Raw genomic sequence first — 13,259 nt, forward strand, 5'->3', positions numbered from 1 at the left:
TTTTTTATGATTGACCTTTATTCTTTCGTATGCGAATAAATAATTTTATTGCTTTTTGTCTGCCTACTAGAAAAATTTAGAGCTCATTTGGCTCTTAAAAATTTTAATCTTAAAAAATTGGGGAAGATATGCTAGAGGAGTTAAAGATTATCTGGATTTTAGCTATAGGCTTTGGACTAGCTTGTCTTTTGGGATATTCGGCTCATCGTATGAAATTATCGCCTATCCTAGGATACGTAATTGCTGGATATTTGATTGGACCTAATTTTCCCGGTTTTGTTGCCGATCCGCGTTTATCAGAACAATTAGCTAACATTGGGGTGACTTTGCTAATGTTCGCCGTAGGTCTTAATTTTAAGTGGAATGATTTGGCAGCTGTAAAGAAAATTGTATTGCCCGGGGCCCTGATTCTTTCCCTCCTCTCTATTGGAGCGGGCATATTTTTAAGTGTTAATCTGGGCCAAACAATGCAAGCTGGATTTGTGATTGGCTTGGCCATTTGCGTCTCTAGTACAGTAGTTATTGTACGAGGCCTAGCGGATCAAAATTTACTTCAAACTCCCCAGGGTCACACGGTATTAGGATGGACGATTGTAGAAGATATCATTTCCGTATTAGGGCTTATTTTGTTGCCTACTCTGATGCAATCTAATTTAGGTGGCGAAAATTCTGGTGTAGAATTTATGTATTCGCTAGGAACTCTAATTTTAAAAATTATGGCTTTAGGCGTCATCATTTATTATGTGGGAGAGAAGCTGGTTAAAGAAGTTTTAACTGTCGTCGCGCGGACCCGCTCGCATGAATTATTTACTTTAGCAATTTTGTCGTGTGTCTTTTTCATTGCTATTGGTAGTGCTTATCTATTTGGAGTGTCTTTAGCATTGGGCGCTTTTATTGCCGGAACTGTCGTAGGAAAAACAGAGGTTAGCCAACAAGCTGCCGCTAATGCTTTACCTATGCGCGATGCTTTTGCTGTTATTTTCTTTCTATCCGTAGGCATGCTCTTTAATCCTACGGTAGTTAAAAACAATTTACCTCTTTTTTTCGGCTTGCTTTTTATCATCCTGGCTTTAAGACCTATGATGGCATTTTTAATCATTAAGCTAGCCAAGTATCCGCAAAGTATAGCGATTTCAGTAGCGGTGGCCATCAGCCAAATAGGTGAATATTCCTTTATCTTAGCTGAAGAAGGAAACCAGCTGAAGATATTGTCAGACAACGCCTATGATATTTTAGTAGCCTGCGCCTTTATAAGCATTATGCTAAATCCTCTTTTATTTCAGCTATTTAAACCTTTAGCTTCCAAAAAAACAAAAAAACTTTTTCCTGAAAATAAGGAAGTTGATCAATCCTTAGAAGCGTTATATAAAAATGCGGATCTCCAACAATCTTTTCTGCCCCGAGCTTTAGTCATCGGTTACGGTCCTGTCGGCCGGGCGGTTACACATTATCTTAAAGAGAGCAACTTCCATCCTCTCGTGATAGATAGGAATATCGATACTGTAGCTGCCATGAAAGAAAAGGGAATTGAAGCCATATTTGGCGATGCCACCCAGTTTCAGATCATGGAAAAAGCTGATCTTACTAACCTTCAGCTAATGGTAGTTACTACGCCCGATTTGCATATAACTCAATCGATTATTCAAGTGGCCTATCATATTAACCCCTATATTAAAATCATTGCACGCTCCCATTATAAAGTAGATCATCAATTTCTTAAATTCGCAGAAGTACCCATGGTGTGGGATGAGGAAGCTGCTGCCGAAAAAATGGTTTCTCTTCTTCGCACTCAATTAGCTTAAGTTTCCTTATAGTATTTGAACGATAAAAAAAATTGAAGGGGATGCTTTCTAACAAAATTAAGCAAGCAAAACTGTCAGCTATTTTTAAAGGAATATAAAAGATGTTAAAATAGTTTAACCTGCTTTAGGGCACTTTTCTTGCTAACGGAAGATGTTGAGGAGAGACCTTATGAAGATTGCTATATTTCTTTCCTACAAATTATTACTCTGTCTTGATAGGAATGCAAACAAGCTTGGGCTTGATACGAGCACCCTCAAAGCAAACATCTCAATTAGACTCTCCCGAGAGTGTTAATCAAGCTTATAATACCTCTTGAAGAAACTTTATTTGTATAGCTAAAAAGGGAATTAACCCTTTAAGCTGGCTCTCTCCTTAAAAACACAGTTTTATTAAGTATAGGCTTGCATAAAGAGCTACTCAAAAGTGTATAACATAGAAAAGCAAACGCCTGGATTTTTTGAAAGTATAGTTAATGATAGCAATGCCAGTTCTTTAATTGTGCTTTCACCCAGCTTCAGATGGATTCAGCGTACCCTAGTTCCAAAAAATCTTTAACAATCTGAGTGGCTGTAGCTCGTTGCCTTATTGGATCCCACCCATCGCCTCTATCACGCCGTTTAGCAATATTTGCTTCTTTAGTCCAGCCTTCCCATTTAAATTGGCCGTTTTTTATTCTTTCAAAAATCTTTAAAATATGATCTTTTAAATGGCTGGTTGCTTCAAAAGGGGTTAGTGTTCCTTCTGCCACCTGGCTTAGTAAATCGAGAGCCAATGTTCTTCCTTCTACTTCTTCTTCAGCATCTATTTCGTTAATCACTTCATCCACTATGTCCACTGAATTAAGTTTTTGGTAAAGTTGCTTGTCTACAAATTCATTTTTATATCTTTCTTTCATTACATTAAATCGCGGAATAATAGAAATATGAGCTTTCACTTTTCCTTGAGGCAAAGGTGAAGGCGTATCGGCGGGGTAAAAATAGTGAAGGGCTTTGGTTATGGTCTTTGCAATTTTTACATTTTTAGCCTTAAAATCAGGAGTTTGGCAGTATTCACATAAATATGTAAAAATTTCGAGACGGGATTGCGTATGGATTTTCAGCTGCTCTACAAGATTGGCTCCCCCCTCTGTGCTCAGAACCTTTCCTGAACCTATCCTTTGTGTGTCTCTCATAGAGGAAGAGGGAAAGACTGTAAACCATTTATTTCCCGTAACGTCCTCTTCTATGTTGGTTAGCTCGATGTTTTCTAAACTTATAGAAGCAGAAAGTTGCAATCCTGGGAATGGCAAAGGTCTAGAAATGCTTGGCGATATAGGAAGGGTTGCTGCTGAGGAAGAAGGTAGCATTCCTGGTGGGAAATTCTGAGAAATAGGAGGAGGGATTAGGCTCTGGCAAGCGGGCAAAAATGGAGAACGAGCTGTTGGTTGGGATAAGCCTCTTGGCAAGCTTTGAAATGGAGAAGTCGCAGTCAAGGACGGAAGGGGTAATAGTCCTGCTGGTAAGTTGGTCGAGACAGGAGGTGGAAATAGGGGTTGATAAGCGGTTGGTAAATGAGAAGGTGCTGCTGGGCTCGTCGGTTGGGGATAAATATTAGACGGTTGCGAAGGATGCATCTGTGTATGCCAAGGAGGAAAAAGAGTTGGTGGATAGGATGGGAGGGGTAATATACCTTGAGAATAATAGGGAGGTTGTGGAGGAGGAGGCTGTATGTAAGTAGGCTGAGGAGGAGGTGTTAAGGGATAAGAAGATGGCAAGGGTGGCAAATTCCGTTCCTGAAGAGGAGCTGAGGGTAAATGGGAAGGGAGGGGTAATATACCTTGAGAGTAATAGTGAGGCTGCTGTGGAGGAGGAGGTTGTAAGTAAGTAAGCTGAGGAGGATGTGAGGGTAAAGTAGAAGAGACAGCAGCAGATTCTTCATTTTGCTGATTTTGCAACTCTTGGGAAAGCGTGGGTCTGATTTTCTTTGCACGATTGATTTCTTCCAACCTTACAGCTTGTATTTTCTCTGTATGAGAAGCATGTGGAAAAAGGGAAGCATGGCTTGATTCTTCGCTCGAAGGGGCTGGAGCTTCTCTTTTTCTTTTCTTTTCTTGTGTTTTTTCTGAAAGATAGGAAGTATTAGAGCTAGGACCTGGAGGTGGTATCGGGCTAGACATAAACTCTCCAAATAAAATATTATATTAAATAAAATAAATAATGAGGTTGATTATGTTTATAAATGATTCAAATATAAGTAGCAATTATAGTCCCTCCTTAGTTAAGGGGCAAGAAGTAAAAAACCCCGAGATTAGTTTTGAACTCTCTAGTCTCCTTGAAAAAATTGAGTGGTGCAGAAATAAACGTTTTGTAGAACTTGCGGATGAAAATGCTAAAAAAGATTTAGATTACATTTTAGCAGCAGTGGTAGATGAAGCCAATCAGACTACATTTTATGATGGATGCCAATTTACCCGCTTCCTTCAAGAAGTTGACGGAATATATAGCCCATCCACACAAGCAAAAATTAAGGATATTTATTATTACTCCCTCAATCCCAATAAACAAGAGCTTCAGCCTTTATTTACCAAAAAAGATTTAGAATCTCCTCTTTATTGGAATTACTTATTTGCTAATGATTCTCTTTTAGAAGAAAGTGCTAGGGCAGAATGTTTATTTCAGCTAGGAAATTGTTACTATCAGGGAAACGGCGTAGAAGTAGATATGAAATACGCTTTAGAATATTACAGACGAGCTATAAATCTAGCAAACCATGCAAAAGCGGAATTGATGTTGGCTTACTGCTATGAAAATGGAGAAGGAATAGAAAAAGATGAAAATTTAGCTCGCTATTGGTATAGCCAGGCAGCATTTCATTCTTCTGATCCAGTTGTAAAGCAATTGACAAGCCAAAAGCTTGCCTGCATTGAAAAAGAAGTTTAAATTAAAAAATCCCCCTTCAGCTAAAATAAAGCTGAATAAGAGAGCTTATATATGTTTAACGCAGAAGAAATAGTTATTGAAAAGGTAATTCTTCCTCTTTCCTCTACGTAAGAATTTTGCAACCTTGGAAATATTTTAAAGTTAAAAAAACAATTGCAATTAGAGGAGTGGTTTTTTTATACCCTTTCCTTCAAAAGGTTTAAACATGCGTTCAACTTCTTGTGAAACAGATAGAGCTACTGATAAGCCAAGCTTTGACAGCTCTATTAGCAACAACTCAGGGACTTGAGGCTCGCTTAAAACGCTGGCCTGTAATGGAAATGCGAAAAATCTTTTCAAACAATTTTAAATCATAGTAGATCGCTTTAGAGATAGATTTAAAAGATTTGTCCTTCGCTTCAACTTAATAGCAGGAATCCATAATTTGGAATTAGATATGTAGGATTTGCAAGAGGCTTGCTCTGTTTTAAGGTAACTAGATTTTTTTATGCTACATTATATCGATATTTGATATACTAGGATAAAAGTGAGATAAAAAGCTTGATTCAATCATTTGCTGATGACGCCACCGCAGACATTTTTCACGGAATAAATTCGAAGCGTGCAAGGAAAAGATTAGATCCCTCATTATACTCAATTGCTTGTAGAAAGTTAGATATGTTAAATGCCTCCCTTAATTTAAGTGACCTTAAAGTGCCACCAGCAAATAGACTGGAGGTCTTAAAAGGAAACTTTAAAGGTAAATACAGCATTCGTATTAATGCTCAATATCGAATTGTATTTTCTTGGGGCATCCAAGGACCAGAGCAAGTTGAAATTATAGATTATCATTAGGCAAGAAAAGAGGAAATCATGCTTCCAAAAAATAGATCACCCATACATCCTGGAGAGGTATTGCTAGAAGAATTTCTTAAGCCCCTTAAACTTTCACAAGCGCAATTTGCTAGTTACCTGGGTGGGACTTGGACTCAACCTAAAATTAGTGAAATCATCAACAAAAAACGAGGCGTAACGGAGGCAATAGCTCTAGATTTTGCGGATGCCTTAGGAACCTCGCCTGAATTTTGGCTTAATCTTCAAAATGGATATGATCTTTGGTTTGCAAGGCAAAACCATCAGCCGATTCCTCGAATACCTGCACTAAAAGTCGTAGGTTTTTAATTTTAATGTTCCTTCGATATTCAATCGAATAGCCGTCAGCGATTTAAAAACCTCTTCTCTTAAATGCAAGAATGACTTCTTAGGGCCATGGGTGTATGAAGTGCCAGCTAGGCTCTTATGTCAATGCCTATGAGCCAACAGATTAGTAGGCTTGTAAATGTATTTAATTAAAAAATTTCAGGAAAACGACAGCAAAGCATTCGTTTCTTTTCTTAACGAACAGTTTGAAGATAATGGATAGAAGAAAGAGAATGAGGATAAGCTGAGAGAAAGAGTTCTTTCTTGTTTGCAAGCCATGGAAGAAGCAAAACAATTAACTCTTCTTAATAGCTATGGATCAAAATGGCACAATTATTGGTTATATTCTTATTCAAGGGTTAAAGGAACTTTGGACGGATTTTCCCGAAGCTTTTGTTTCAAGCTTTTATGTGAGGCGTATTGCTAGGCAAAAAGGCGTTGGGACACAGTTATTAGAAGCTGTTGTAGAGGAAGCAAAAAAGCGAAATTGTATGAGATTGTTCTTAGAAAATAGTAAAGATAATCCTATTTATGAAAAAAAAATTTTTATCCTAAAAGAGGATGGAAAGAACGAGCAAACATTTCCATTTTTGAGTTTCCGATAAAATAGGAGGAGTATTTGAAAGGCTTTCCTTATCAAATATAAGCGGAAGATTTCTATTCATCTACCTTAATAACTACTTTTAAATCTAAAAAAGAGAGAAAGCAACAGCTTAAAAAAAGATTGAAAAGCCAGCTAGACTTTGCTTAAAAGAAGCAGAATTTCTGTATAAGGAATTAAAAGAGAAAGGAAGACAGTTATGAAAAAAGTGATTAAGTACGAAGAAAGTTCCGGGAATGTATTGGCTGATCTAAGCATTGAAAATCCTGAGGAAGCTTTAGCTAAAGCTGAACTTATTCGCCAGATTGCTAAACTTATTAAAAAGAAAAAACTCAATCAAAAGCAAGCTGCCGAAATTTTAGGAATAGACCAACCAAAAATCTCTGCTTTAATTCGCGGAAGATTGCGTAGCTTTTCACTTGAGCGACTTATCCGCTTCCTCAATGAATTAGGCCAAGATGTTAATATTATGATTAGTCCTGCCAAATCCGCATTACGCGGTTACACCCGGCTGAGTGAATCCCATTCGAATACACCCCTTGCTGCCTTAGGAAAATAAAAGGAATGGCTTAAACCCTAGATGATTTACAAATTAAAGATATGAGTTTTGAGAATATTTCAGGGGTTCTCGGACATATGCTGAAGCTTTTCCTAGATAAGCTCTTTCTGAGCCATATATCACATGTAACATTATTGTTTACCCGCGAATGAGGTTCTTGGTGGGCGAAATCGAGAGGAAAATTGTGGGGTATATCCCATAAGCTGCCATCTAAAGAGCTCGGATTGCGGTCGAAAATTGACCGAAAGTCACTCTTCTGGCCATTACAGCAAATAGGTTTGTTATCCACTGTCCTAGAAGATGTAGAGGGGACGTGAGTGCCTTAGGGATTAATGATAAGTTTGATATTTACTTGAAAAACCTTTGTCCTAATCCAGAAGAGGTAGAACTCTATTTAGCCATGATGGAAGCTGCTTTTGAAGCTAAAGAAGGTGATAGAGAGAGAGAGCAGCTCAGCAAATTCAAGAGCCAGCTAACTAACCATGAAGCTAACCTACGTAAGTTTGATCAGCAAGGATTTGTAACAGGCCAGCTGGAAGCTGACTTTTATAACCGTCTTAAACCTCATAGTCAGACTCAGATAGAGAAATTAAAGCTTGATAGGGAAGCCCTAAGGTTTAATGATCCAGCCTTTGAAAAATAGAGCAGGTAGGGCATTAACCTTTTGACACATAGGGATGTTTACTTCCAAATGGTGCCTTTGGGATGTGAAACGGAAAATGTTTGTTTTTTATGTAGCCTGGAAAATTAGTTTTATAGGGTGGAAAATATTGAGTCGCAAAAATAAAGCTAGTTCTAAGGCTTGTCCTACAAAAAAACCAACTACTTATAAAATGAAAAACCAGAAATATTACTATTTCTGGAAATTTGCCCAAGATAGGACTCGAACCTACACACCTTACGGCACCAGAACCTAAATCTGGCGTGTCTACCAATTTCACCACTTGGGCTTAAATATTATAAATATGCGGTTAGGTTAAGCAATTTCCACCCTTCTTGTCAATGTGTATTACTTAAAATCAGCAAAAGGAGAAAAAGTTTCTTTAATATTTCTTAACAATCCCTTGTTATACTCCGGAATAATATTTAATTTTTTAAAAATGACGGTTTATGCTTGATAAAATCTATCTTTTTTTCCTGTGCATCTGGCCTTTTTTTTCTCTTGAGAGCTTAGAAAACGCCCAATCTTTATCTTTTAACCCTGAGGATCTTGCCCAAGAGGTAGTTTTGGATGAAAAAGATTTCTTTACCCTTTCTATAAGTGAATGTCGCTTGAAAAATGGCATGAGAGTCATATTGAAGCAAACAAATGATGAAGAGAATGAGATCTCCGTGCGTTTGGTGGCCCTAGGTGGTTATGGATCTGTGGAACCTGAAGATCGCGCTTCAGCTGAATTGGCAGCAAGTGTTGCTATGGAATCTGGGATAGGGGAATGGTGTCCTGATAAGCTAGCGGCGCTCCTATATGATCAATCCATAGAATTGAATATTAAAATAGAGCCTTTCGTTCGATCCATTGATGCTTCTTTCCCCCCCGAGAGTCTGGAGACATTTTTTACGTTAGTTAAAAAGATCTTTCAGCAGCCCAGATGTACTCCTGAAGCTTTCAATCAGGTATTGAAAAGTAAAAAGGATGAATTGATACGAAGAGGTAGAGAAGTAGACAGCGATAAACTTTTAAGGGTTATTGCGGTGCATGAACAGCATGCTTTAAATCCTTTAAGTTTTAAGGATCTTAAAAAAGCTAACGTGGGTCAGTCTGAAAGGTTTTTTCGTGCAGCTTTTTCTAACCCTGCGGACTTTGTTTGCATCATTGTAGGTAAATTTAATATCGAAAAAATAAAAAAACTTTGTATGGATAGTTTCTCCACCCTGGATGTCCAAAAGATAGATCAGAAATTTATCCTTCCTCATTATAAGAGAGCTCCTAAAGTCAGGTTAACTAAAATTCACCATCTTCCCCATAGCCAAGAAAGTTTAGTTTATTTATCTCTGCCTCTTCATCTCTGCTTGAATCCTACTAACTTAGAACATCTGGAGCTTGCTTGCCAGATGATAGAGACTCGCTTAAGAAATCATATAGAAACTCATTTTTCTGAAAGCAGGGGAATGGATGTAAGGTATGAGCTACCTTTATACCCTTGTTTAGAATATCCGTGGATAACTGTGCAATTTCATGTGGATGATAAACAGATTGATTCTACTTTAAACTTGGCGCTCCAGCAGATAAAAATTATATGTAGAGATGGATTTTCTCTAGATGAAGTTACAGCTGCCTCTCAGCTTAAGCAAAAAAGGGCCAAGCTATGGGAGGGTAGTCAAGATTATTGGATTATTCTTTTGTCTAATTATTATCTTTGGAAATGGGATTCTAAAAAAATTACAGAAGGATTTCAAATGCCTCAAGTGGTGGATCCTAAAGAAATCCATTTTACGCTTTGTCATTCTTTATTAATTGATGAATATACCCCTTTACATTTAGAAGACTAGTATTTTTCTTGTTCTTTTTGCTTCAATTTGGGTAAATTGGAGAGCTTAATAAATGATTTGCCTTCTAAGTGAATTTTTAATAACTTAATAATAAATATAACCCCTGTTTATAACATTTTTTATACTTGCTTTTTTTTCAATTATAATTTAATAAAAGAGGATGTATGGGATTAATCGATCAAATTCAGTTTTATAGTACTCGGCTGATCAATGGAGACTGCCTCGATAATTTTCGCTTTAATAACACCGCGGAGATTCGAGACATATTGATAGCAAAGATAGCATCTGTGGCGCTTATAGCGGGTATCGTAACAGCCTTTTTTACGATTACTTGGGCGCCTATTGTATTTATTGGTGCAGGCGTAGCAGCCTTTGCTTACTACACAGCCGAAGGATTAGAGCCTCCTTCTAAAGAGTATGTGACAAACGTCATCGAAAGGATGAGAACAGCTTGCGAAAATGTTTAGTTAAGAGCTTCTTTTATCTTTTATCTGCTTAGGTTGAGTGAGCAACTTGCTTGAAAATTATTAAGAGAGAACTTTAAATAAGCTGTTATTCATGAAGAAAATATGCCTTTTAAGAAAGGATTAATTAAAAAAAATAACTTTAGATTTTTACCCATGATGGCTACGATATGTTTTCTCGATAAATGCTGAATCTATCTTAAGTTTTAAAAATAAAAGTAACTGCTTCATATTACGGGAAAGCTGGCTACCTTTCATTCATTTGCTTGCACCACGCCTATCATTCCATAACAGAAATTTGCTAAATAAGGAGTAAAAATTTTTTATTATCTCGCGATATAAATCCTCTTAAGCTTACCGAGCAAGAAAATTGTTTAAAGTACTAAAATAGTTTTCTTGAAAAATGTGTGCTCAATCATTTTTTTATAGTTCCTTAAGCGCAGAATAAAAGCGCTTATCATACTTGCCCTAAAGCTCTTATGATAAGGCTAGCTTTAAATGATAAAAAGCATTATCCCTAAGGTAGGCCGATGAATCTTTGGGTAGGTAGTCATATATTTCTTCTCAACCTACTGATTGGTTATCCAGCAAGAGTGAATAAGTCATAAAATTTATTTCATTTTTTCTCGGGGATAAGTTGCTTCTAGAGGTAAAATAGCTTGTATGTTGGGGATAGCATAAGAGGCTGGCGAAAATTTTTTACCAAAAAGCCATTGATTAAAAATTGTGAATAATTTCTGATAATAATTTAATGGTTTTAGTGTTTTTAAGTGCTTGATAGCAAGGTGAATTTAGGGATGCTGCTAACAGCTTTTAGAAGGTGAGATAAGCAGCGAGAGCTGTATACAAAAAAGTTGAGGTAGACATAATAAAGGATCTTGTATATCAATAAGATGAGCTTAAAGAAGGCTCATCTAGGTAAAGATTGTAAATTATCTTAAAAAAGTATAACATTTTATGAATAATAAGATGGTCGTTTATGGATAATGACATTTCAATTTCTAAAAAGCTGCAAGAAATTATAGAAAAAGAAGCTTTCGATTTATTAGATAGCTTCACCGCTTCCTATAACCTCCATTCTTTAGGGAATGAGGAAAAAATTCTTTTAGCTAAGTTATTCATTAAAAAAGGTGAGTTAGAACTTAAAAGAGGAAGTGTGAACTTCCAAGAGAGTTTTGCCTTGGCTGAAAGCCTGGCCCCTTCTCATGCTATTATTTATTTCCTTAAAGGAAAAGTGTTTGCTTCCCAAAAAGAAAATGCTCGCTGTCTTGCTGCTGCCATAGAAGCTTTTGCCCAAGCTATTGCTCGGGATGCTAACTTTTTTGAAGCCTATTTAATGGGGGCAGAAACTCTAATCTTAAGTGGCTTATTTCATCAAAATCCCTATTATTTTCAAAAAGCTCAGTATAAATTTCAGGCAGGGTATGCTCTGTTAGAAAATCAGCCGGTAGAAGTTAAATCCCGTTTTTTTTGGAAATGGGGATTAAGTTGCTACCTTATCGGCCTTTCTTCTGAAGAGCCGGTGGATTTTCATCAAGCTATCCAAAGATATCGACAAGCCCAGCAATTAGGCCACCAATGTGCAGATTTTTGGCAAGATATGGCAGAGGCATTAGTGGAGCTAAGCGAGCTTATTAAACAGCATAAATATTGCGAAGAGGCGATAGAGTATTATCATTTAGCTGTTTGTGAAGAGCCTGAATGCTCCGATCGATGGCTTAAGCTTGCTCTTTGCTATGAGAAGCTCTACGATCTTAAAGGTGATCTGCAGCATTTTGAACTTGCTCAAACTGCTTTTGAAGAGGCTGCCAAAGGGCAGGAAGCTAACTTTTTCTTATGGCTACGGTGGGGGAAACTCTATTTAAACGCCTGTAAGTTACAAAAAAACCCCACTTATAATGTTGCTTGCATTGAGAAATTTACTAAAGCTACCCAAATTGATCCAGATCATCCCTTGCTTCTTGCTTTTGGGGGAGAGGCTGAAATGATTTTCGGCATACATACAGAATCTCTTGCTCTTTTGCATTCAGCCGAACACAAGATTACGCGTAGCCTTAAGTTAATTCCTAGAAATCCACACATTTGGGCTTTATACGGTGCTTGCTTAAATGAGCTCGGGCGCTACTTTGGTGAGGAAAGCTATTACGTGCAAGCTGCCGATAAATTCCAGCATGGGCTTACCCTTCATAAGCAAGATTCTGCATTATGGTATGGCCTTGCCACCTCGTATTTTTATATTGGTGAATATTGGAATGATTCTCAGCAAGTGGAAAATGCTGTGAGTTGTTTTCAAAAAGCTTGCGATTTAGGAGGACAATTCCCTTTTCAGTTTTGGAATGATTGGGGCTTAGCTTTAATGAAGCTTTCTGAGCTTACAAATGATAAAAATTATTTGGAAGCAGCCATCCAAAAATTTGAGAAGGTAATTAACCTACAGGAAGAAGCTTTTTATCATCGACACTATGAACCTGAATGGCTCTATAATTATGGCTGTGCCCTTGATTTTTTAGGGGATTTTTCAGAAGAGGTTTCTCATTATGAAAAAGCTATCACTGTTTTAAATAAAGCTTTAGAAATGGATCCCAATTTTACGAATGCTCGCTATAATTTAGCTGTAACTTTATCACATCTAGGAGAAGCAACCTCGGATGTAGATATTTTGCACAGTGCTATTGAACATTTTCGATTGGTCTTGAATATAGACATCGAAGATGAGATGGCTTGGAATGATTGTGGATTAGCTTTTTTAAATATAGCAGAATTGGTGCATGAAGAAATTCGTCCAGAGCGCAGTAAAACTTATTATCAGGAAGCCGAGCAAAAATTCATGCATGCGTTGTCTTTAGGCTGTGCCCATACTTTTTATAATTTAGCCTGTATGCATTCTTTATTACAGAACTATCCTTCGGCTATGCACTATTTAGAGCGAGCCGAGCAGGCAGGAACGCTGCCAGCCTTAGAGGATATGCTTAATGATGAATGGTTAGAAAACCTAATTGACACGCCTGCCTTTAGACAATTTATCTCTCACCTTGCCTCTAAGCACAACCATTTAGAAGATTGAAGGCACCCAAGAGATAAGGAAACTAAAAAGTAAGCTGCAGGATGAATAAAATTAGGAGGCTAGCTAGCCGAAGAGCTGCCTAATTTAGGATTTTTATTTAAGCAAATTCTAAATATTTTCCTTTGCTTTGCTATTGCTTAACTATTGGCCCCTTTAAGGACAAAAAAAAGACAGCTTTAGC

11 protein-coding genes and 1 tRNA gene are annotated in these 13,259 nt (G+C 37.3%); 10 read left to right on the plus strand and 2 right to left on the minus strand.

Going from position 1 to position 13,259, the window contains the following annotated elements:
- The first annotated feature begins 128 nt into the window (after window positions 1–128).
- Window positions 129–1,802 (plus strand): cation:proton antiporter, encoded by a 1,674-nt coding sequence (locus tag NEOC65_RS01400; RefSeq protein WP_213155464.1) that lies wholly within the window; start codon window positions 129–131, stop codon window positions 1,800–1,802.
- Between the two features lie 515 nt (window positions 1,803–2,317).
- On the opposite strand, the gene NEOC65_RS01405 is transcribed toward NEOC65_RS01400, so the two are convergent.
- Window positions 2,318–3,958 carry an atrophin-1 family protein gene (locus NEOC65_RS01405; protein WP_213155465.1) on the minus strand — a complete coding sequence of 547 codons (1,641 nt, stop codon included), beginning with the start codon at window positions 3,956–3,958 and terminating at the stop codon, window positions 2,318–2,320.
- Window positions 3,959–4,010: 52 nt separating this feature from the next.
- Between NEOC65_RS01405 and NEOC65_RS01410 the strand changes: the two genes are divergently transcribed.
- From NEOC65_RS01410 to NEOC65_RS01435, 6 genes are all read left to right on the plus strand, one after another.
- Window positions 4,011–4,721, plus strand: a complete 711-nt coding sequence (locus NEOC65_RS01410) for a sel1 repeat family protein (RefSeq protein WP_166157694.1) — start codon at window positions 4,011–4,013, stop codon at window positions 4,719–4,721.
- 540 nt (window positions 4,722–5,261) lie between these two features.
- Entirely contained in the window at window positions 5,262–5,555 is a 294-nt protein-coding gene (locus NEOC65_RS09765) for a type II toxin-antitoxin system RelE/ParE family toxin (protein WP_249298964.1), read from the plus strand.
- An 18-nt stretch (window positions 5,556–5,573) separates the two neighbouring features.
- Complete coding sequence (locus tag NEOC65_RS01420) at window positions 5,574–5,882, plus strand: HigA family addiction module antitoxin (RefSeq protein WP_166155451.1); 309 nt, start codon at window positions 5,574–5,576, stop codon at window positions 5,880–5,882.
- Window positions 5,883–6,214: 332 nt separating this feature from the next.
- A complete protein-coding gene (locus tag NEOC65_RS01425) occupies window positions 6,215–6,505 on the plus strand; it encodes a GNAT family N-acetyltransferase (RefSeq protein ID WP_213155466.1) in 291 nt (96 codons plus the stop codon).
- A gap of 195 nt (window positions 6,506–6,700) precedes the next feature.
- A complete protein-coding gene (locus NEOC65_RS01430; protein ID WP_166155455.1) occupies window positions 6,701–7,060 on the plus strand; it encodes a helix-turn-helix domain-containing protein in 360 nt (119 codons plus the stop codon).
- 313 nt (window positions 7,061–7,373) lie between these two features.
- Complete coding sequence (locus NEOC65_RS01435; RefSeq protein WP_213155467.1) at window positions 7,374–7,703, plus strand: hypothetical protein; 330 nt, start codon at window positions 7,374–7,376, stop codon at window positions 7,701–7,703.
- Between the two features lie 225 nt (window positions 7,704–7,928).
- On the opposite strand, the gene NEOC65_RS01440 is transcribed toward NEOC65_RS01435, so the two are convergent.
- Window positions 7,929–8,010: transfer RNA gene (locus NEOC65_RS01440), tRNA-Leu, on the minus strand.
- 160 nt (window positions 8,011–8,170) lie between these two features.
- Here NEOC65_RS01440 and NEOC65_RS01445 point away from each other — a divergent pair.
- The 3 genes from NEOC65_RS01445 (at window position 8,171) to NEOC65_RS01455 (ending at window position 13,078) form a co-directional block, all read left to right on the plus strand.
- Complete coding sequence (locus NEOC65_RS01445; protein ID WP_213155468.1) at window positions 8,171–9,550, plus strand: insulinase family protein; 1,380 nt, start codon at window positions 8,171–8,173, stop codon at window positions 9,548–9,550.
- A gap of 164 nt (window positions 9,551–9,714) precedes the next feature.
- Entirely contained in the window at window positions 9,715–10,017 is a 303-nt protein-coding gene (locus NEOC65_RS01450; protein WP_166155461.1) for a hypothetical protein, read from the plus strand.
- A gap of 976 nt (window positions 10,018–10,993) precedes the next feature.
- Window positions 10,994–13,078 carry a tetratricopeptide repeat protein gene (locus NEOC65_RS01455; protein ID WP_213155469.1) on the plus strand — a complete coding sequence of 695 codons (2,085 nt, stop codon included), beginning with the start codon at window positions 10,994–10,996 and terminating at the stop codon, window positions 13,076–13,078.
- The last annotated feature ends 181 nt before the right edge of the window (window positions 13,079–13,259 follow it).

It is taken from the genome of Neochlamydia sp. AcF65 (genome assembly GCF_018342435.1).
GTDB lineage: Bacteria > Chlamydiota > Chlamydiia > Chlamydiales > Parachlamydiaceae > Neochlamydia.